Origin of the sequence: Rhizobium sp. BK602 (assembly GCF_014195095.1) — a bacterium.
GTDB lineage: Bacteria > Pseudomonadota > Alphaproteobacteria > Rhizobiales > Rhizobiaceae > Rhizobium.
This window is the reverse complement of the sequence record NZ_JACIBC010000005.1, coordinates 139,583-158,388: the sequence shown is the minus strand read 5'-3', so window position 1 is coordinate 158,388 and position 18,806 is coordinate 139,583. Positions and strand designations below refer to the sequence as shown.

The 18,806-nt window shown below is 62.3% G+C and carries 18 protein-coding genes; 14 read left to right on the top strand and 4 right to left on the bottom strand.

Annotated features, from left to right (window positions below; genetic code table 11):
* Window positions 1-10: 10 nt before the first annotated feature.
* Together FHX11_RS17420 and FHX11_RS17415 are read right to left on the bottom strand one after the other, a co-directional pair.
* A complete protein-coding gene (locus tag FHX11_RS17420) occupies window positions 11-1,210 on the bottom strand; it encodes an MFS transporter (protein ID WP_184358920.1) in 1,200 nt (399 codons plus the stop codon).
* 302 nt (window positions 1,211-1,512) lie between these two features.
* Window positions 1,513-2,418: a LysR family transcriptional regulator gene (locus FHX11_RS17415; protein ID WP_184358919.1), complete on the bottom strand. Its 906-nt coding sequence runs from the start codon at window positions 2,416-2,418 to the stop codon at window positions 1,513-1,515.
* A gap of 210 nt (window positions 2,419-2,628) precedes the next feature.
* Here FHX11_RS17415 and FHX11_RS17410 point away from each other — a divergent pair, with 210 nt between their 5' ends.
* Both FHX11_RS17410 and FHX11_RS17405 read left to right on the top strand, forming a co-directional pair.
* The gene (locus tag FHX11_RS17410) at window positions 2,629-3,204 is read left to right on the top strand and encodes a flavodoxin family protein (RefSeq protein WP_184358918.1); all 576 of its coding nucleotides are present in this window, start codon (window positions 2,629-2,631) and stop codon (window positions 3,202-3,204) included.
* Window positions 3,205-3,225: 21 nt separating this feature from the next.
* Window positions 3,226-3,936 carry a carboxymuconolactone decarboxylase family protein gene (locus tag FHX11_RS17405; RefSeq protein ID WP_210292496.1) on the top strand — a complete coding sequence of 237 codons (711 nt, stop codon included), beginning with the start codon at window positions 3,226-3,228 and terminating at the stop codon, window positions 3,934-3,936.
* Window positions 3,937-3,957: 21 nt separating this feature from the next.
* Here FHX11_RS17405 and FHX11_RS17400 read toward each other — a convergent pair whose 3' ends face one another.
* Entirely contained in the window at window positions 3,958-5,895 is a 1,938-nt protein-coding gene (locus FHX11_RS17400; protein WP_184358916.1) for an FAD-binding monooxygenase, read from the bottom strand.
* A 171-nt stretch (window positions 5,896-6,066) separates the two neighbouring features.
* Between FHX11_RS17400 and FHX11_RS17395 the strand changes: the two genes are divergently transcribed.
* Window positions 6,067-6,525 (top strand): MarR family transcriptional regulator, encoded by a 459-nt coding sequence (locus tag FHX11_RS17395; protein ID WP_184358915.1) that lies wholly within the window; start codon window positions 6,067-6,069, stop codon window positions 6,523-6,525.
* Between the two features lie 32 nt (window positions 6,526-6,557).
* Here FHX11_RS17395 and FHX11_RS17390 read toward each other — a convergent pair whose 3' ends face one another.
* A complete protein-coding gene (locus FHX11_RS17390) occupies window positions 6,558-6,950 on the bottom strand; it encodes a GFA family protein (protein WP_184358914.1) in 393 nt (130 codons plus the stop codon).
* A gap of 279 nt (window positions 6,951-7,229) precedes the next feature.
* Between FHX11_RS17390 and FHX11_RS17385 the strand changes: the two genes are divergently transcribed.
* The 11 genes from FHX11_RS17385 to FHX11_RS17335 all read left to right on the top strand — a co-directional run bounded on the left by FHX11_RS17385 (window position 7,230) and on the right by FHX11_RS17335 (window position 18,774).
* On the top strand, window positions 7,230-8,015 hold the full coding sequence (locus tag FHX11_RS17385; protein WP_184358913.1) for a GntR family transcriptional regulator: 786 nt from the start codon (window positions 7,230-7,232) through the stop codon (window positions 8,013-8,015).
* Window positions 8,016-9,515: an ABC transporter substrate-binding protein gene (locus FHX11_RS17380; protein ID WP_184358912.1), complete on the top strand. Its 1,500-nt coding sequence runs from the start codon at window positions 8,016-8,018 to the stop codon at window positions 9,513-9,515.
* Window positions 9,516-9,577: 62 nt separating this feature from the next.
* Window positions 9,578-10,507: an ABC transporter permease gene (locus FHX11_RS17375; protein ID WP_184358911.1), complete on the top strand. Its 930-nt coding sequence runs from the start codon at window positions 9,578-9,580 to the stop codon at window positions 10,505-10,507.
* On the top strand, window positions 10,504-11,361 hold the full coding sequence (locus FHX11_RS17370; RefSeq protein ID WP_184358910.1) for an ABC transporter permease: 858 nt from the start codon (window positions 10,504-10,506) through the stop codon (window positions 11,359-11,361). The genes FHX11_RS17375 and FHX11_RS17370 overlap by 4 nt, the downstream gene beginning before the upstream one ends.
* 1 nt (window position 11,362) lies before the next feature.
* On the top strand, window positions 11,363-12,151 hold the full coding sequence (locus FHX11_RS17365; RefSeq protein ID WP_184358909.1) for an SDR family NAD(P)-dependent oxidoreductase: 789 nt from the start codon (window positions 11,363-11,365) through the stop codon (window positions 12,149-12,151).
* 21 nt (window positions 12,152-12,172) lie between these two features.
* Window positions 12,173-13,090, top strand: coding sequence for a polysaccharide deacetylase (locus FHX11_RS17360; RefSeq protein WP_184358908.1), 918 nt, complete (start codon window positions 12,173-12,175; stop codon window positions 13,088-13,090).
* A complete protein-coding gene (locus FHX11_RS17355; RefSeq protein WP_184358907.1) occupies window positions 13,087-14,628 on the top strand; it encodes a gamma-glutamyltransferase in 1,542 nt (513 codons plus the stop codon). Before FHX11_RS17360 ends, FHX11_RS17355 begins: the two co-directional genes overlap by 4 nt.
* A complete protein-coding gene (locus tag FHX11_RS17350; protein ID WP_184358906.1) occupies window positions 14,628-15,602 on the top strand; it encodes an ABC transporter ATP-binding protein in 975 nt (324 codons plus the stop codon). The genes FHX11_RS17355 and FHX11_RS17350 overlap by 1 nt, the downstream gene beginning before the upstream one ends.
* Complete coding sequence (locus tag FHX11_RS17345; RefSeq protein WP_184358905.1) at window positions 15,599-16,609, top strand: oligopeptide/dipeptide ABC transporter ATP-binding protein; 1,011 nt, start codon at window positions 15,599-15,601, stop codon at window positions 16,607-16,609. The genes FHX11_RS17350 and FHX11_RS17345 overlap by 4 nt, the downstream gene beginning before the upstream one ends.
* Window positions 16,610-16,673: 64 nt before the next feature.
* The gene (locus FHX11_RS17340; protein WP_184358904.1) at window positions 16,674-18,176 is read left to right on the top strand and encodes an ABC transporter substrate-binding protein; all 1,503 of its coding nucleotides are present in this window, start codon (window positions 16,674-16,676) and stop codon (window positions 18,174-18,176) included.
* 178 nt (window positions 18,177-18,354) lie between these two features.
* Window positions 18,355-18,774, top strand: a complete 420-nt coding sequence (locus FHX11_RS17335) for a SyrB-like regulator (protein ID WP_184358903.1) — start codon at window positions 18,355-18,357, stop codon at window positions 18,772-18,774.
* Window positions 18,775-18,806 lie beyond the last annotated feature (32 nt).

Genomic DNA, 18,806 nt, shown 5'->3' with positions numbered 1-18,806 from the left:
GCACGGCACCTCAAGCGGTCTGCGGTTGCCGGCTGCGTGCCGTCAGGAGCGCCAGCAAGGCTGCGACGAGCAACAGTACCGCGCTGACGCCGAAGGTCGCGACGTATCCGCTCGTGTCGAACAGCAGGCCGCCGACGATCGCGCCGAAGGTGATGGCGAGCTGGACGACCGCGACCATCAGGCCGCCGCCTGCCTCGGCATCGTCAGGCAATGTTCTGGCCACCCAGGTCCACCAGCCGACCGGCGCCGAGGTGGCGAACAGTCCCCAGAGGCCGAGCAATATCGCGGTCATTGCGATACCGCCGCCCAACAGAATGAGCGCCGCCGCGATAAGCGCCATCAGCGCCGGGATGATGATCAGCGTGCGGTAGAGACCGCCCTGCACGAAGCGTCCGATGAGCGACGTGCCGATGAAGCCGGTCACGCCCATCATCAGCAGCAGGAGCGACAGCGTGGAGACGTCGACATGCTCCACCGTCTCGAGAAACGGCCGCAAATAGGTGAACAGCGCGAACTGACCCATGAAGAATATGCTGACGGCCGCCATGCCCAAGGCGACGACGGGTCGCGCCAACACCTTGAAGACGCCGGCTCCGCTTGTGCGAGTTGCGGTTTTCAGCGATGGAAGGCTGATCAGCTGCCAGGCGAAAACGATGGCTGCGACGGGAACCACGAAGAAGAAGGCGCCGCGCCATCCGATGAGACCGCCGAGCAGGCTTCCGAGCGGTGCGGCAACCACGGTGGCAAGCGCATTGCCGCCGTTCAGGATCGCCAGAGCCCGCGGCACCTGATCGTCCCGCACGAGCCGCATTGCGATCGCGGCCGACATCGACCAGAAGCCGCCGATGACGACGCCGATCAATGCGCGGCCGAGCATGAAGATTTCATAGTTGGGAGCAAGCGCCACGATCGTTCCGGAGACGATCATCAGGCCGGTCAGCATCAGCAACAGCAGCTTGCGATCGAGCTGGCCGGCAACGGCGGATATGAACAGGCTCGTCAGAACCGCGAACGCGCCGGACACCGAGATCGCCTGGCCGGCCTGACCCTCGGTGATCTGCAGGTCGGATGCGATCGGCGTCAGCAGGCTGACCGGCATGAATTCGGAGGCGATCAATGCGAAGGCGCCCAGCGACAGCGCAAAGACGCCACCCCAGGCCGGTGCGCGATCGGCATCGGTATCGCTTGCCGAAGAGAATTCTAGCAGCATCTGGATATTACCTCGTGATGTCTCATGCCGGGATGCCGGCCGTGGCGACGGCGTCCCGGCATGTCGATGGAATTGAAATTTTGCGTGGACGGCGATTTGTGCGCCCCGGACCGTTTCACCGCGGCGGGAGCCTTCATCAGGCGGCTATTTCGCCAATGGGACTTCGCGTCGATCCGTCGAGAGGAGATATAGATCGGCTGTCCATGGCCAACTAGCCATGTAAATCCGCATGTAATTATGAGGGATATTCATCAATCGGCGATAATGCCCGATCGGAACCCGCTTGCCAGCCCATCTCGCAATCAGAGGTGAACGGCGCTCGGAAGGTTTGACACCAGCGTATCGATGGTCAGGCGCAGGCGTTTCGGCAAATGCTGTGTGTCCGGCCAGACGGCGAACGTGTCCAGCGATGTCGAGGGATATTCGTCGAGCAAAGTGACGAGGCGTCCATCGCGCAGATGCTCGCGCACCAGCCAGTCGGGCAGCCAGGCGATCCCCATGCCCGCGACAGCGGCGTCGACGATGGTTTCGAGATTGTCGAACCGCAGGCGCCATTTCAGGACGCAATCCCGCTGTCGTCCTTCCGCGTCGCGCAATTGCCAGGGATATAGCTGGTTGTTGCGCCAGTAGACCAATGCGTCATGTGCGGCAAGATCGGCAATGCTGTCCGGCCGTCCTCGTTCGGCGAGGTAGGCGGGGGCGGCGCAGACGACTTTCTTCTGGCTGAGAAGTTTGCGCATGCGCAGGCCGCTGCCCTCCGGCGTCGGCCCGTTGCGAATGGCAAGATCGAAGCCTTCGCCAATCACGTCGACGACCAGATCGCTGAAGCGAAGATCGAGCTCGAGTCTGGGATGCTGCTTTGCGAGGTCGAGCAGGAGGGGCGCGACGCAATGATGGCCAAACAAGACGGGCATGGAGATGCGCAGCTGGCCGACGACGTCCGTGCGTCCGGCTTCCAGGAGGTTTTCCCCCGCCCGTAGCTCCTCGAGCGCGCGCTGGCACCGCTCATAATAGGCCTGCCCCTCCTCGGTCAGCGTCTGGACACGGGTGGTTCGATGAAAAAGCCGCACCCCAAGCCGCGTTTCCAATCGGGCGACCGCCTTGCCGACGGCGGAACGGGAGAGCGCCAGACGCTCCGCGGCCCGCGAAAAGCCACCGGCCTCCACCGTTTCGACAAAGACCGCAACCCCTTCCAGCCTGTCACGCATGATCATCCTATTGTAGCGCCAGACGCTCAAGTCATGGGAAATAATATCATCACTAACGCATGAAATTCTACAGTATATGAAGCCTGCTTTGCAAGTCTCCTGGAGCCAAGCCGCCGGAAGCGCCGCTGCGGGGCAATCGAAGTGGTCGCCTCGACGCGGCCCCCTTTTCACCTTCAGGCGCCTGATACTGGCGCAGCAGGATTGTCAGACATGCTGATTTCCATCGTTTACGACAGTGGCTACGGCCATACCGCCAAGGTTGCTCAACTCGTTGCCGAGGGAGCAGGACGTGTACCGGGTGCCGATGTCAGGCTCGTTGCCGTCGCCGATGGCGACATTCCATGGGCAACGCTGGAAGCCAGCGACGCGATCATCTTCGGGGCGCCGACCTACAATGGCCTCATCAGCGCCCGCTTCAAGCAATTCATGGAAGCCTCGACCCGGACCGCCTGGTTCGAACAGAAGTGGCGTAACAAACTGGCGGCCGGCTTCACCAATTCCGGTGCCCAGCACGGCGACAAGCTCAATTCCCTGATCTCCATGGCGCTGTTTGCCGCCCAGCAGGGCATGATCTGGGTCGGTCTCGACCTCATGCCCGGCAACAGCAGCAGCACCGGCAGCGTCGAGGACTTGAACCGGCACGGAAGCTGGCTCGGCGCCATGGCGCAGTCCAACAACGATCAGGGTGCGGATCAGACCCCGAACCAAAGCGATCTGAAGACCGCCGCCTATCTCGGCCAGCGCGTTGCCGAGATCGCGCTGCGCTTTCGGCCTGCGGCAGCCTAACCTCGACCGATGGAGACCGATATGGAAGCGATTACGATCGATGACGTGCGTGCCGTTGCGCCCGCGCTTGCGAAATATACCGAAGACGCCATTGTCAACGGATTGTGGAAGCGGTCAGCACTCTCCGCGCGGGACCGTAGCATCATCACCGTCTCGGCTCTGGTTGCAGGCGAACGCACGATCGGCTTTGCCCATTATTTCAACACCGCCCTTGCCACTGGCGTGACGCCGGCGGAACTCTCGGAGATCGTCACGCAGGTCGCCTTTTATGCCGGCTGGTCGACTGCCTTCTCCGCAGTCGCCGTGCTCAAGGACATCTTCGCGCAGCGCGGCATTGCTGCCGATCAGCTGCCGCCTGTCGCGCCGGAACTCTTGACGCCGCAACAGGCGCTGCCCGGCGACGATGCCCGTGTGAGCATTCTTCAGGAGACCTTCGGCGCGATCGTTCCCGGTCTCGTGGAGATCACCAACGATCTGCTGTATGGCGAAGTCTGGCTTCGTCCGAACCTGTCCGTCCACGACCGCAATCTGGCGACGGTGACCGCGCTGATCGCCACCGGACAGACCGAATTCCTCGGCATGTATCTTGCCAAGGCGGCCGCCGTGGGTGTGACGAAAGCCGAGATCTCGGAGCTCATCACCCATCTCGCCTTCTATATCGGTTGGCCCGCGGCTCTCTCGGCGGCCGTAGTCGCGAAGGGCGTCTTTGAGGGCCATGGCTTGCCAAAGTAGCGGAAGGGCAATGTCGCCAAATCAAACCGCCGGCCCGTTTTGCGCGATCATGAAGCCGTCGAAGAAGGCTGCGAGCCTCGCGTGAGCATCGAGGGGCAATATATGTGCGACATATTGGTCGGGCCGCACGATGATCATGCAGCCCTGACTGCGGTCGATGCCACGCAGGTCGAAGATATCCCGGCCGGGCCTGAGGTCGGCGCAGAACATCTTTTCATAATCGCGCAGGCCGAGGCGACCCTTGGCGGGCAGGAGGAATGCCGGCATCGCCTCCATCGCAAGATCGCGATAGGCCTGCTGGAAGATCGCGCGCACGTCGATGACGGAGTCGATATCTGCGCCCTCGGGGGTGAACTTCCTCAGGGGTGAGGCAGCGCTCGTCAGGAAGTCGCACAGTCCCGAGAGCGGCGAGCCCGATTGTGCGCGATCGTCTTTTCCGGCAAATGCGTAGAGACGCCAGCGTCCGTCGGCCCTGGCGGCGTGGCCGAGTTCCATCGTCTTGGCATCGCCAAGGCGGATGACGGGCGCGGAATGGAAACGCGTGCCGATTGAAAAACCCGTGGCAAGATGCTGATGGTCTGCATCGCCGATGAGGGCCGATGGGGTGTAGCGCGTTGCCGTGCCGGCGGTGTAGTGCCCGGATCGAATGAAATAGGTCTGGACCTCCGTCGGATCGACGCCGCCCGGATTGGCGTCGGATCTGAGGGGTGCGCTGAGCATCTTTGCCCATTCTCGGTCGAAATCGATCAGCTCCTTGGCGATCGATTGGCGCTCGGCGGAATAGCTGTGCAGCAGGGATGCGGGCGCTCGACCCTCCAGCACGGCGGCGAGCTTCCAGCCGAGGTTGAAGGCGTCCTGCATGGAAACATTCATGCCCTGGCCCGCCTTCGGGCTGTGGGTGTGGCAGGCGTCGCCGGCAATGAAGACATGCGGCAGGCGCGTCGCGATACCCTCTTCCGACACGTCGTCGAACTTGTCGCAGAGCCGCTGGCCGATCTCGTAGACCGACCACCAGGCAACTTGCTTCACGTCGAAGCTGTATGGCTTTAGAACGCGCTGTGCCGCGGTGATCAGATGGTCGACGGTGATGGCCTTGCTGGCGACGCGCTCATTTGCCGCCAGCTTGTCGAGTTCGACATAGATGCGGACGAGATAGCCGCCTTCGCGCGGAATGAGCACGATGCTGCCCTCTTTCGCCGACTGGATCAGCGCCTTGAGGCGGATGTCCGGAAAATCGGTTACGGCCAGCACGTCCATGACGCCCCAGGCCTGATTGGCGGAATCGCCACGGAGTTCCCGGCCGATCGCTTTGCGCACGGCGCTGCGGGCGCCGTCGCAGCCGACGACGTAACGGGCTTTCACGGTCTCGACCAAGCCTTCATGCGCGTCGTCCGTCCGCTCCAGTCTGACGGTGACCGGGTGGCTGCCGGCCGAAGCACCGGTATCGATCCGCAGATCGGCGAGGCGGCGGGAGTAATGCGGCTCCAGCCGGTTCGGCGAGCGGCGCATGAGGTCGAGATAGAAGTCGTGTATCCGTGCCTGGTTGAGGATGACATGCGGCATTTCCGACAGCCCTTCCTCGACATCGAAAATGCGGCCGTGGCGGACGATGCTTTCGCGGTTCATATCGCCCGGCTTCCAGAAAGAGGTCTCGTTGACCCAGTAGGATTCCTTGAGCACCTTGTCCGCGAAGCCGAATGCCTCGAACATTTCAAGCGTGCGACAGGCAATGCCGTCGGCCTGTCCGAGCTCGAGCGGGCCGTGCTTCTGGTCGATGATCGCGGTTCTGATGGCCGGAAAGGCGGAAAGCTGGGCTGCGAGCGTCAGCCCGGCGGGGCCGCATCCGACGATCAGCACGTCGACTTCCGATGGCAGCGTGTCCGTGCGCGACGCGGCTTCGGATGTGGGCTCCGACAGATCGGGGTCGCCGGTTCTGAAGCCATTGAGATGAAATTGCATGAATGGTCTCCTCCCATACCGGTCGGGTCGATGCCGATGGCGGGGCATCTCGACGCGGGCATAACCGGTGTCTAAACTGATGCGAAAATGCAGATTTTTCAGTTGCCGTAATTAGTCAGTACACTGATCATCAGTATACTGTCAATAATGACGGCGAGCGTGGAGACTTGGGTGAGAGACAATAATGACATGCCGGGGCATCTGATCCGCCGGCTCCAGCAGATCGCCGTGGCGGTGTTTCATTCCGAAGCGGAAGCGGCGGGCTATGACCTGACGCCGGTGCAATATGCGGCGCTCGCGGCGATCAGCACCAGTCCGGGCATCGATCAGGTGACGCTTGCAGGGCTGATCGCCTATGACCGCACCACGATCACCGGCGTGGTGGACAGGCTGGCGCAGAAGGGGCTGATCGAACGGCAGGCGAGCAGCCGCGATCGCCGCGCCCGCGAGCTGACGATGACCCCGGAAGGCAAAAAGACGCTGGAAGGCATCACGCCCGCCGTGACGGCTGCGCAGCAGCTTATGGTCCGCGGCCTCACGGACGATGAGACGGAAGAATTGATGCGGCTTCTTCGCAAGGCGATCGCCGCCGGCAACGAACTGAGCCGCGCGCCGTTGCGTCAGGTTTGAACGAGGCCCTGGATTCCATTGGTTTGCGCGATCTATTCCTCAAAGCGGCTCGTGGCGTCACGATCGCGCTCATATCGCCTCGCGAGCGGAAAAGGCGGCAACCAGGCCTCGCGGCGAATGGTCCAGAGTTCGTAGGTAGGCTTTAACTGGTCGGGGGAATCTAGGGAGCCGAGGTTGACCTCGATCTCGTCCGCACTGCGTGCGAAAACCGGCGAGCCGCAGCGGGGGCAGAAAAACCGCCCGGCATAGTCGCGTGTTTCGCCGTCGATCGTCACCGCATCCTGCGGGAATATTGCGGAAGCGTGAAAAAGAGCGCCGTGATGCTTGCGGCAATCCATACAGTGACAAAGGCCGACCCGGTATGGGGGTCCTGATGCCACAATCCTGACGCTGCCGCACAGACAGCTTCCCGTAAACCGGTCCATGCTGGGTCTCCTCGAGAAATCAAGCCATTGAAATGGCTATAACGAATGGCGCCTTCACCGCAATTGCCAGCGGCAGCATAGCACGTACGCGCCTTTCCCAACGGATGGTAGCGCCCGTTGCTGCTCGCGAACAGGCTTGCGGCATGGCGCCCGGCAATCACGATATCGGAATTTTGAATCGGCCAGGACCGATCGTTGCGCAAAAATTCTCTATAAAAAAGATCAACAATAGTAAAATTGACACTTTAGTTTTATAAACTGAGATGTTAGTTTCACATTATGTTTGACCGTCAAAGCCCATTTCTGTCGCAAGGCCCAACCGATCTGGTGGCGATCGCCGAGGAAAAGATTCGGCATGAAATCAAGGCCGGCGGCTTTTCGCCCGGGGAAAGGTTGTCCGAGCAGGCCCTCTGCAAGAGCTACAAGCTTGGGCGCGGGATCGTTCGCGCCGCCTTGAGCCGCTTGTCGCATAAGGGTTTCGTTTCATCGCAACCTCGAAGCGGCTGGAGAGTGGCTTCGATCACGGCAATTGGCCTGCGGGAAATTACGCTAGGTAAGGCCCAGCTTGAGCCGCTCTTGGCGGATGTCGATCTGTTGCCCGATGATTTCGGACGGCTGGAGGCGTTATGCGACATGCAGGCAGCGCTGTCGTCCGGCGCCGGGCCGTATGGTGAGCAGCTTGAGCTCACAAGGAATTATGAGCGCCAGATACGGGATTTGCTGGCGTCACGGCTGAAGGCGCCATTGATCGCCGGATGGTTGGAAATTCTCTGGGACAGGTCCGACTACTACCTCAATTTCCTCGAGGCATCGGCGGGCACGCAGCTGAAGCCGACGGATTGGACCGTTTTCATTTCGGCCAAGAGGGGCGGGCGGAACAAGGATGCGGCCCGTCTGGTGAGCGGGGCCTGCGACGCCTTTGCCGCCTTTACCCAGGCCTGCCTGCTTAAATCGGAACTCGCCTCCCCAGGAGGCGGCAAGAAGAAACTTAAAACGACTTCCAATGACGAAATTCCTTTGGCGCGCTCCGATCGCGAGCGGCCGTCTTTGAAAAAGGATCTGTAGATGAAAGCAATCAAGGCTTTGGCGCTTGCCGTCGTGGTCGGCGCAATGATGCCGGTCTCCGGCTTTGCCGCCGCGAAGGACAAGATCGTCGTCGACCTCGTCAGCGAGCCGTCGTCGCTGGATCCGCAAAAGCAGTGGAATCCCGACAGCTATTTCGTCTATCGCAACATCTTCGATCAGCTCGTCACGCGCGATGACGACGGCAAGGTCGTGCCCGCGATCGCCACCGCCTGGGCCTATAAGTCGGATACGGAAATCGCCTTCACATTGCGCGACGACGCGACCTTCCATGACGGGCAGAAGCTGACGCCCGAGGATGTCGTCTTCAGCGTCAATCGCATCATCGACAAGAAATTCGCAAGCCCGCAGCTCAGCCAGTTCAATAAGATCGCATCCGCCGCCGTGACCGGACCGCATGAGGTGACCATTCGCACCAATGGACCCTATCCGGTTCTGCTGGCGCAGCTCGTCAAGCTCTCCATCGTGCCGAAACATGTGGTCGAGGCTGTCGGCGACGATGCCTTCAATCTGTCGCCGGTCGGCTCGGGTCCGTACAAGTTCGAAAAATGGCAGCGCGGTGTTGCCGTTTCTCTCGTGCGCAACGATGCCTATTGGGGCAGGAAGGGCTATTTCCGAAGCGCTGAATTTCGCGCCGTGCCGGACGCCGCCACCCGGGTCGCCGATTTGAAGGCCGGCAGCGCGGATGTCGCCGTCACCCTTGATCCGGATCTGGCGGCTCAGCTCCAGGGAGCGGCCGGCACCAAAGTGCTGACCGCGGTGACGGAACGCATCGCCTATCTGAAGCTCAACCCCTCCAAGCCTCCCTTCGACGATGTCAATCTGCGCCGCGCCGTCGCCTATGCCGTCGACAAGCAATCGATCGTCGATGGTCTGCTCGGCGGCTACGACAAGCCCGTCTCGCAGCTCGCCTCGCCGGACTACACCGGCTATGTCGAGGGCGTGGAGGGACTTGCCTTCGATCCGGCGCAGGCGCGGCAGCTCATCGAAAAAGCTGGCAGCGCCGCAGCGCAGCCGATCGCCTTCCTGACTTCGCCGACCTTCGATCAACGCATCGTTCAGGCCCTGGTGCAGCAGCTCAACGATGTCGGTTTCAAGGTGAATGTCGAGACGGTGGATTTTGCCACTTATCTGCAGCGCATCCAGAGCGAAAAGACCAAGCAGCCGGTCATTTCCTTCGGTCGGTGGTCCTGTGCCTGCCAGGACGCGGACGGTATCTCCTTTCCGCTTCTGCAGAGCAGCAGCTCGTTTTCCGCGGTGTCGGACCCAGGCATTGACACGCTCCTGAATAGCGCGCGCAACACGCTCGACGAAAAGAAGCGGCTGGAAGCCTACAAGGAGGTCGCAACGACCGTCGCCAAGGACGTTCCGATCCTGCCTCTCTATCAGGCCGCCGTCATTTACGGTGTCGCCGACAGGCTGGAATGGAAGCCGACGGCCAATGAGAGCTTCTTCCTCAACCGGGCGAGCTGGCACGAATAGTGCCAGCCTAGCGCCACCGGCGCCTTTCCGAAGGGAGGGATCGCCGGAGAAAGGAGAAGGGGATGGCCGCCTTTATCGCCAGACGCTTGATCCAGGCCTTCATCGCCTTGTTCGGGGTCATAACGCTCGTCTTCTTTCTCCAGCGCCTGACCGGCGATCCGGTGCTGCTGCTGGTGCCGCAGGGGGCAACACAGGCTGATATCGAGGTCATGCGGACCGCTCTCGGCTTCGACCGGCCACTCTACGTCCAATATTTCCACTTCCTGGCCAGTCTGGTGCAGTTCGACCTCGGGCGCTCCTATGTGCAGAACCTGCCGGTGGTGGAGATCATAGCCAGCCGCATACCTTATACGCTCGAACTTGCGGCAGGCGCCCTGCTGGTTGCCGTGGGGTTCGGCGTGCCGATTGGCGTCGTGCTTGCCGTGCGCCGCAATCGCTGGGAGGCCCGCTGGCTGATAAGTCTCGTTTTGATCGGGCAGTCCATGCCGACATTCTGGACCTCGGTCCTGCTCATCATGTTCTTCGGGGTCTTCCTGCGCTGGCTGCCGCCGTCGGGCGCCAGCGGGCTGGCGAGCCTGCTCATGCCATCCTTTGCGCTCGGTTTTCTGTCGATGGCGACGTTTGCGCGTGTGACGCGCACATCGGTACTCGACGAGCTGAGCAAGGATTATGTTCGAACGGCCCATTCCAAGGGGCTGTCGACATCTAGGCTCGTCTTCCATCATCTCCTGCGCAATGCCGCAGTTCCGATCGTAACGATCTCCGCCCTGGAGATCGCCAACCTCCTGACCGGGGCGATCATCATAGAGACGGTCTTCGCCTGGCCGGGCCTCGGTCAGCTGACCATACAGGCGATCAGCGCTCGCGATTTCGCCATCGTTCAGGGTATCGTGCTGATCGGCGCGGCGGCGGCGATCCTGCTCAATCTCGTCGCCGATCTGCTCTACAGTCTCATCGATCCTCGCATCCGTCTTGGCGGGAGGCCGGCATGAGCGCGGTCCTTGCCAAGGCAAGCAGGCTGGCCGGAAAACCGCCTCTGACCGTGGTTCTGTCGGTTGTTGTCCTAACCGTCATCGTGCTGGCGGCCATAGTCGCCCCGTTGATCGCTCCCTACGATCCGAATGCGCAGAACCTGCTCGGACGCCTGAAGCCGCCGGGCTTCACCATCCGCGCGACGCATTTCCTGCTGGGCTCGGACGAATTGGGGCGGGATACGCTCAGCCGCCTGATCTACGGCGCCCGCGTTTCGCTTCTCGTCGCCTTCGCCTCGGTGCTGCTGTCGGGCATTGCCGGCTGCATCTTCGGGATGCTGGCGGCCTTTTATCGCGGCTGGGTCGAAACCGTGATCATGCGTCTGGTCGACATCGTGCTCTCCATCCCCGCGATCCTGCTCGCCATCATCACCGTTGCAACGCTCGGGCCTGGTCTGCAGAACGTCGTCCTCGTTCTCGCCCTGACGCGCTGGCCGCGCTATGCGCGCGTGGCCTATGCGCAGACGCTGATCGTCGCCAACATGTCCTATCTGAGACTGTCGCGTGCCATGGGTGCGGGATGGCTGCGCGTGCTGCGCCACCATGTCCTGCCGAATATCGCCGGAGCGCTCGTGGTCGTCGCCACCCTCGAATTCGGGCTGATGGTGCTGTTCGAGGCGGGATTGTCCTTTCTCGGCCTCGGCGTTCAGCCGCCGACCGCAAGCTGGGGGGCGATGCTGTCGGTCGGCAGAAACTATGTCGCCAATGCCTGGTGGCTCTCGGTCATGCCGGGGCTGGCGCTTTTCCTTCTCGTTTTGTCCGTCAATGTTCTGGGCGACTTCCTGCGGGATCGCCTCGACCCAAGGAGTGCGTAAAATGGTCGATTTCTCGCAAGATTTCAAAGGGAAGCGCGTGGTCGTGACCGGTGCGGCCGGTATTTTCGGCGGCTGGATCGCCAAGGCCTTTGCCAAGGCCGGCGCCGAGCTTTTGCTGACCGATGCCGACCCGGCTCGCCTTGCTTCAGCGGCGCGGGAGATCGGCGTGAGCCATCGGCAGCATGTGGCGGACCTGACCTCCGATGCCGATATCAAATCGCTCCTCTCCGTCATCGCCGAGCACTGGGGAGCGGCGGATGTTCTCGTCAACAATGCCGGCATCTATCCCTCGGGCTTCCTGCTCGACCTGACCGCCGAGGATTGGGACCGCATCTTCGATATCAATCTGCGCGCGCCGTTCCTGCTGTCGCAGGGCGTTGCCCGCCAGATGATCGACAAGGGCGTGAAGGGCTCGATCGTCAATATTTCCTCCGGTGCCGCGCGCAAGATGCGCCGCACCGTGGTGCCTTACTGCACCTCGAAGACGGCGCTCGACCGCTTGAACAAGGGGTTGGCCCTGGAGCTCGCCGAGTTCGGCATCCGGGTCAATATCGTCGAGCCGGGCTTCGCGCCGGGCAGCGACGTCAGCCATCTGACGCAGGAGCATATCGACAGTGTCGTCGGCAGTATTCCGCTTGGCCGGATATCGGCGCCGGAGGATGCGGCGACCGCGGTGCTCTATCTGGCATCGGATGCTGCCGCCTATGTGACGGGCGCGACGCTGACCGTCGATGGCGGCAATTCGATCGGTTCGCTCGCCGTCTTCCAGGCCAAGAAAACCGCGCTTTGAGGCAGGGCAGGAGGAGAAACAATGGTCGAACATCGGGCTGCTGCAAGAACCTATTCGCCCTTTCCCGCTTATGAATGGCCGGAGGGAAAACAAAGTGGCGTCCTCTTGAGCGTCGATGTCGACGCCATCGCGCCTTTCTTGTGGGAGCATCGCGATCATCTGCCGGATCGTATCGCCCGGCTGGAGGTCCGCCGTTTCGGCTTGCGGTCCGGCCTTGCGCGCCTTCTTGATCTGTTCGATCGCTACGGCGTGAAGGCGAGTTTCTACGTGCCGGCCGTCGTCGCCGAGTTCGATCCGGATCTGCTTCCTTCCCTCCTGTCGGCCGGTCACGAGATCGGGCTGCACGGCTATTTCCACGAACTGGTCCGTGACATCGGCGATGCCGAATTCGACGCTGCCCTCGATGCCAGCCTGGACCTGTTCGTTAGGCAGACCGGCAAGGCGCCAATTGGCTTCCGTTCGCCCGCCTGGGAGATGACGCCGCATATGCTGGCCGAGATCAAGGCGCGAGGCCTTGCCTATGATAGCTCGCTGATGGGCTTCGACCATCCCTACGAGATCGACGGCGTCGTCGAAATCCCGGTGCAATGGGCCTTGGACGATGCAATTTTCTACAAGTTCGAGGGTAGCGGCAACGAGCGCTGGGCGCCGGTTTCCGGCAGTGCCGTGCTGGAGGATTGGCTCGCCGAATGGCGGACGCTCCACCGGTTCGGCGGGTTGTTCACCCTGACCGTCCATGACTGGATATCGGGTAGGGGACAGCGCATCGCCGTGCTCGAAAAGCTGCTGGATGTCATCACCGCCGAGGCCGGAACCTGGGTCGCGACCGCGGCCGAGATCGCCGGCCATCATGCCTCTTCCGTCAATTCCGGCCGGTTTGCCGTCGCCTCGGCCGTTCCCGCCGCGATCGGCGCGCGGCGTTTCGGGACAAGACCATGAACGAAACATGGTCCATCGCCAAGCATGAGACGCTGAGCGAACACGGCCTGGTGGCGTGCCAGAACTGGCTGGCGGCCGAGGCCGGTGCCCGCGTGCTTTCGGCGGGCGGCAATGCCGTCGATGCGGCGATCACGACGGCGCTGGTCCTCAGCGTCGTCGAGCCATGGCTTTCCGGCATCGGCGGCGGTGGCTTCATGCTGCGCGCGGACGGCAGTTCCGGTGTGGTCGATGTGCTCGATTTCAATGTCGTTTCGCCCGGTGCGCTCGATCCGGATGACTACCCTTTGGTCGAGGGCAAGGACGGCGACTGGTTCGAGTGGCCTTCGGTGCAGGGCGATAGCAACCTGATCGGCTACGGCTCCATATGCGTTCCCGGCGCCGTCGCCGGCTTTGCCGAGGCGCTTGCCCGGTTCGGCACGATTTCCTGGGCCGATGCGATCGCGCCGGCCATCGAGCACGCCCGTCGCGGCCTGCAGGTCGATTGGTATGCCGCGCTGGCGCTTGCCATCGACGGCCACAATCTGGCGCAGTTCAAGGGCGCGGCCGACCTCTTTCTTCGCGATGGCAGGGCGCCGAGGGTTCCGGAGGGCGGGCGGTCGCTGTTCCTGCCGATGACGGCCAAGGCTGCCACGCTGGAGAGGCTGGCATCCGAGGGAGCGAGAGATTTCTACGAGGGCCGAACCGCCGATCTCCTGGTTGCCGATCTCGCGAGAGGCGGCTCGGTCCTTTCAAAATCGGACCTCGCATCCTACACGCCGAAATGGCGACAGCCAGCGGTCGGCGACTACAGGGGACGGCGGGTGCATACGGTTCCCGGCCTTTCCGGCGGCCCGACGCTGCTTGCGGCGCTCGCCGATCTGGAGAGCCTTCCGTCGGATGCCGATCCCCTGTCGGGCGCGACCGCACTCGCCTTCGCGCGGGCGTTGCGCCGTGCCAGTGAATATCGCCTCAAACATATCGGACACGCCGCCGGCGAAAGCTGTACGAGCCATATCAGCGTGGTCGATGCGCAGGGGACCATGGTTTCCCTCACCAATACGCTGCTGTCCCGCTTCGGCTCGAAGGTCGTCGTGCCCGAATTGGGATTTGCCTTGAACAACGGTCTGATGTGGTTCGATCCGAGGCCCGGTCATCCCAATTCGATCGCGCCGGGCCGGCAGCCGCTCGCCAATATGTGCCCGATCATCGCAACGCGTGACGGCCTGCCCGAACTGGCGCTGGGCGCTGCCGGCGGCAGGCAGATCGTTCCGGCGATCACGCAGATCCTCTCCTATGTCACGGCTTTCGGAATGACGTTGGAGCAGGCTCTGTTCAGTCCGCGCATCGATGCGAGCGGCACGACGATCCGGGTCAACCGTGCCGCGGGAGCAGATGTGGCGGCGGCGGTCGCAGCTGCCTTCGACGTCCAGGTGATCGACGACGCGCTTTATCCGGTCAATTTCGCGGTGCCGTCGGCCGTGATGCGGCACGATGGCGTCAATGTCGGAATGGTTCATCCGCGCAATCCTTGGGCGGCCGTTCGCGAGGCGTCGGTCTGATGGCAGCGCCGGTCTTAAGCGTCGACGGGCTGCGGGTCGCCATCAACGGCAAGGCCGTCGTCGATGATGTCAGCCTGTCGGTCGATGCCGGCAAGATCGTCAGCCTTGTCGGCGAGTCGGGATGCGGCAAGTCGATGACGGCCTTTGCCGTCATGGGACTTTTGCCGCCCGCCGCATCCGTGGCCGGTGGTTCGGTCCTGCTGAACGGACGCGATCTCTCCCGGCTCGGCAGAGGTGCCCTCATGGGACTGCGCGGCAGCGAGATGTCGATGATCTTCCAGGAGCCCGTTGCGTCGCTGAACCCGCTGATGCCGGTCGGGCGGCAGATTGCCGAAAGCCTGCTCGTCCATCGCAGGCTCGGCCGCAAGCAGGCCTGGCATCAGGCGATTGCCATGCTCGAGGATGTTGGCATTCCGGAGCCGGCAATGCGCGCGAGGCAATATCCGTTCGAGCTGTCGGGCGGCATGTGCCAGCGTGTGATGATCGCCATGGCGCTGATCACGCGGCCGCGCCTCTTGATCGCCGACGAACCGACGACGGCGCTCGATGTCACCATTCAGGCGCAGATCCTGGAACTGATGAAGCGGCTGCGCAGCGAAACCGGAACAGCAATCCTGCTGATCACCCATGACATGGGGGTCGTCGCCGATATCGCCGATCGCGTCGCGGTCATGTATGGCGGCCGCATCGTCGAGGATGGCGGGGTCGAGGCGATCTTCCAGGAGCAGAAGCATCCCTATACGCGATTGCTGCTGTCGACCATTCCGCGTCTTGACGGCAGCGACGTCGGGCAGCTTCTGCCCACGATCAGGGGCATGGTTCCCGATGCCGGCAGCTGGCCGCCGGGATGCCGGTTCTCCACGCGCTGTCCGCTGGCGGATGAGGACTGTCGGCAGGTGCCATTGCTGGAGGCCGCGGGCCAGGACCGGAGTGCTGCCTGCTGGCATCAGGATCGTATCGGGAGGCTGGCATGACAGCACCCTTGCTCTCGGTTCGCGATTTGCATGTTCACTTTCCCGTCCGCCGTGGTTTCTTCGGGCAGACGGCCGGTATGCTGAAGGCGGTCGATGGCGTCGATCTGGATATCGAAGCCGGGCAGAGCCTGGCGCTGGTCGGCGAATCCGGATCGGGCAAATCGACGCTCGGTGCTGCGATCCTCGGCATGCAGAAGCCGACCGCGGGGCAGATATTCTTCGAGGGCAGCGATATCGCAGCCAAGGATTCGCACGGCCAGGGCGCGCGGCTGCGGGATATTCAGATCGTGTTTCAGGACCCGGTCTCGGCGCTCAATCCGCGCATGGATATCGGCGACAGCATCGCCGAGCCGCTTGCCATCCACGGCGTCGGAACCGGGCAGGAGCGCCGCCGACGGGTTGCCGAGCTTCTGGAGCTTGTCGGGCTCAATCCGGCACATGCCGACCGCAAGCCCAATGCCTTCTCAGGCGGACAGCGCCAGCGCATCGTCATTGCGCGGGCGATCGCGCTTCAGCCGAAGCTGTTGATCCTGGATGAGCCGGTGTCGGCGCTCGACGTGTCGATCCGCTCGCAGATCCTCAACCTGCTCTTCGAATTGCAGCGTCGTTTCGGTCTCTCCTATCTCTTCATCTCGCATGACCTGTCGGTGGTTCGTCATTTCGCCGACAGGGTGGCGGTGATGTATCTCGGCCGCATTGCCGAGATCGGAGCGACGGCCGATGTCTTCGCCCGGCCGGCTCATCCCTATACCGAGGCATTGCTGAGCGCGGTGCCGCTGCCCGATCCGGTCGCGCAGCGCCGGCGGCAACGTATCCTTCTCGAAGGCGATTTGCCCAGTCCCGCCGCCCCGCCCGCCGGTTGCCGTTTTTCGACGCGGTGTCCGATCGCCGCGGACATCTGCCGTGACGTGTCGCCATCTTTGCAACTCCTGGCGCAGGGCCATCGGGCTGCCTGCCATCTGCGGGTTCCCGAGCCCGGGACCGAGGCCAGGACGCACAGCGGGTGACTGCGCCGTGACCAGAAAGTTCTGACTGAAATTGTCAATGATCGATCATCTGAGGAGCCGGAAAATGAAATTGCACAAGCTTCTTGTGTTGAGTGCGGGCATCGGCCTGTCGATGCTGTGCCTTGCGACTCTCGCCCGAGCGGCCGAAAAGCAGGAGGTCGTCGTTGATCTCGTCAACGAGCCGTCGACGCTCGATCCGCAGCTGCAATGGAACCCCGACAGCTACTTCGTTTATCGCAATATCTTCGACAATCTCGTGACGCGCGACAACGACGGCAAGATTGTCCCTCAGATCGCCATCGCGTGGAAAAATCTCTCGGATACCGAGATCGTCTTCACCCTGCGCGACGATGTCCGTTTTCATGATGGTAGCCCGCTGACGGCCGCAGATGTTGCTTTCAGCATCAATCGCATCATCGATCCGAAATTCGCCAGTCCGCAACGCACGCAATTCGGCAAGATCGTCAAGGCTGCGGTGACGGGCGACCATGAGGTGACGCTTACGCTGAAGGCGGCCTCTCCCGCGCTGCTTGCCGCCTTGGCGAACCTGTCCATCGTGCCGGAGCATGTCGTCGAAAAGGTCGGCAATGCGGCCTTCAACCTTCAGCCGGTCGGTAGCGGCCCCTATCGTTTCCTGACGTGGGACAAGGGTGTTTCCGTGAGGCTTGCACGCAATGACAATTACTGGGGGACGAAGGGGCCGTTTGCGACGGCGGTTTTCCGCACCGTGCCGGATGCGTCGACGCGGCTTGCCGACGTTCAGTCCGGCGCCGTGGACGTGGCCAGGGCATTGACCTCCGATCAGGCGGCGCAATTGCAGGGTTCGCCAAATGCCAAGGCCCTGCCGGTTCTGACCGAACGGCTTGCCTATGTTCGCATCAATCCCAACAAGCCTCCATTCGACAATCCGCAGCTTCGCCAGGCGCTTGCCCATGCCATCGACAAGGAAGGCATCACCCAGGGGCTTCTTGGCGGTCTGGACAAGCCGCTCGGACAGATGCTGACGCCGGCGCATTTCGGCTGGAGCGACAATATCAAGCCGTTGCCATACGATCCCGACAAGGCGAAATCGCTGATTGCCGCCGCCGGCAAACCACCGAAGTTTCAGTTTACGATCGGCGCCTTTTTCGACCAGAGGGTCGCTGAAGCCATACAGCAGGAGCTGCAGGATGTCGGCTTCGATGTCGAGATCGCCAAGGTCGACACCCCGACCTTCCTGCAACTGATCCAGAAGGGGCCGGCGGATGGTCCCACCCTCGCCATCAGTACCTCTTCCTGTGCCTGCCAGGATGCCGATGGCGCTCTCTACTCGCTCTTTCATTCCGGCAGCAGCTGGACCATCGTCGCCAGGCCGGAGATCGACGCGCTGCTGGACGAGGCGGCATCGTCGCTGGATGAGAAGAGGCGTCTTGCCGATTACGAAAAGGTCGGCGACTTCATCGCGACGGACATACCGACCGTGCCGCTCTATCAGATGGTGGCGATTTATGGGGCGGCAAAAGCTCTCGATTTCCAGCCCACTCCCAACGAAAGCTTCTTCTTGAACCGCATGCAATGGAAAGAGTAAGTTGATGAGGGATAAGAAGCAGATCGCGTGAACAGAGGGGCGGCCGCGGAATTGGTCCGTGTCTTTACGCCGGGGCAATGGTGACGCGCTTGAAAACGATGAGCCATTTATAACGCTCAGGTTGACTCCCTCTTTCACTCAGCCGAAAAGAACACTTTGCTATAGAGGGAGATTACCGATGGCTGACGAGAACAGTGCTAGCCCTATTGCCGAAGTTGCTGCCACAGATGCCGCGGTAAAAGCGCCGGCGCCCAAAAAGCAGCGCGCTCCACGCCGCCGCAAGGCCGCTACCGAAGAAACGGTCATTGCCTCGCCTGCGAAGACGGAGAAGTTGCCGCGTGGCCGCAGGAAGAGCGTCGCACAGGCCGCGGAAGCGAAGCTCGCGCCGGAAACGGCAGCCGTCGCCAGCAAGCGCACGAGGAAGAACGTCGGACCCAAAAAGACGCCGAAGCAAACGGCCAAGGCGCCTGCTTCGGCTGCGGACGAGATGGCGGATCTCATTCAGCTCGAGCAGGAAAATAAAAAGCTTCGCAAAACCCTGGCGGATAAGCTTCGCGCCGAGAATGCCGATCTGCGCAAGCGGCTCGGCCTCGATTGATCGGCCAGCAATAGCAAGGGCGATTGCGAGAT

Excerpts from the sequence above, each read along its gene's own strand:
- FHX11_RS17420 (WP_184358920.1), bottom strand. The coding sequence starts at position 1,210 with ATGCTGCTAGAATTCTCTTCGGCAAGCGATACCGATGCCGATCGCGCA.
- FHX11_RS17415 (WP_184358919.1), bottom strand. The coding sequence starts at position 2,418 with ATGCGTGACAGGCTGGAAGGGGTTGCGGTCTTTGTCGAAACGGTGGAG.
- FHX11_RS17410 (WP_184358918.1), top strand. The coding sequence starts at position 2,629 with ATGCTGATTTCCATCGTTTACGACAGTGGCTACGGCCATACCGCCAAG.
- FHX11_RS17405 (WP_210292496.1), top strand. The coding sequence starts at position 3,226 with ATGGAAGCGATTACGATCGATGACGTGCGTGCCGTTGCGCCCGCGCTT.
- FHX11_RS17400 (WP_184358916.1), bottom strand. The coding sequence starts at position 5,895 with ATGCAATTTCATCTCAATGGCTTCAGAACCGGCGACCCCGATCTGTCG.
- FHX11_RS17390 (WP_184358914.1), bottom strand. The coding sequence starts at position 6,950 with ATGGACCGGTTTACGGGAAGCTGTCTGTGCGGCAGCGTCAGGATTGTG.
- FHX11_RS17385 (WP_184358913.1), top strand. The coding sequence starts at position 7,230 with ATGTTTGACCGTCAAAGCCCATTTCTGTCGCAAGGCCCAACCGATCTG.
- FHX11_RS17380 (WP_184358912.1), top strand. The coding sequence starts at position 8,016 with ATGAAAGCAATCAAGGCTTTGGCGCTTGCCGTCGTGGTCGGCGCAATG.
- FHX11_RS17375 (WP_184358911.1), top strand. The coding sequence starts at position 9,578 with ATGGCCGCCTTTATCGCCAGACGCTTGATCCAGGCCTTCATCGCCTTG.
- FHX11_RS17370 (WP_184358910.1), top strand. The coding sequence starts at position 10,504 with ATGAGCGCGGTCCTTGCCAAGGCAAGCAGGCTGGCCGGAAAACCGCCT.
- FHX11_RS17365 (WP_184358909.1), top strand. The coding sequence starts at position 11,363 with ATGGTCGATTTCTCGCAAGATTTCAAAGGGAAGCGCGTGGTCGTGACC.
- FHX11_RS17360 (WP_184358908.1), top strand. The coding sequence starts at position 12,173 with ATGGTCGAACATCGGGCTGCTGCAAGAACCTATTCGCCCTTTCCCGCT.
- FHX11_RS17355 (WP_184358907.1), top strand. The coding sequence starts at position 13,087 with ATGAACGAAACATGGTCCATCGCCAAGCATGAGACGCTGAGCGAACAC.
- FHX11_RS17350 (WP_184358906.1), top strand. The coding sequence starts at position 14,628 with ATGGCAGCGCCGGTCTTAAGCGTCGACGGGCTGCGGGTCGCCATCAAC.
- FHX11_RS17345 (WP_184358905.1), top strand. The coding sequence starts at position 15,599 with ATGACAGCACCCTTGCTCTCGGTTCGCGATTTGCATGTTCACTTTCCC.
- FHX11_RS17340 (WP_184358904.1), top strand. The coding sequence starts at position 16,674 with ATGAAATTGCACAAGCTTCTTGTGTTGAGTGCGGGCATCGGCCTGTCG.
- FHX11_RS17335 (WP_184358903.1), top strand. The coding sequence starts at position 18,355 with ATGGCTGACGAGAACAGTGCTAGCCCTATTGCCGAAGTTGCTGCCACA.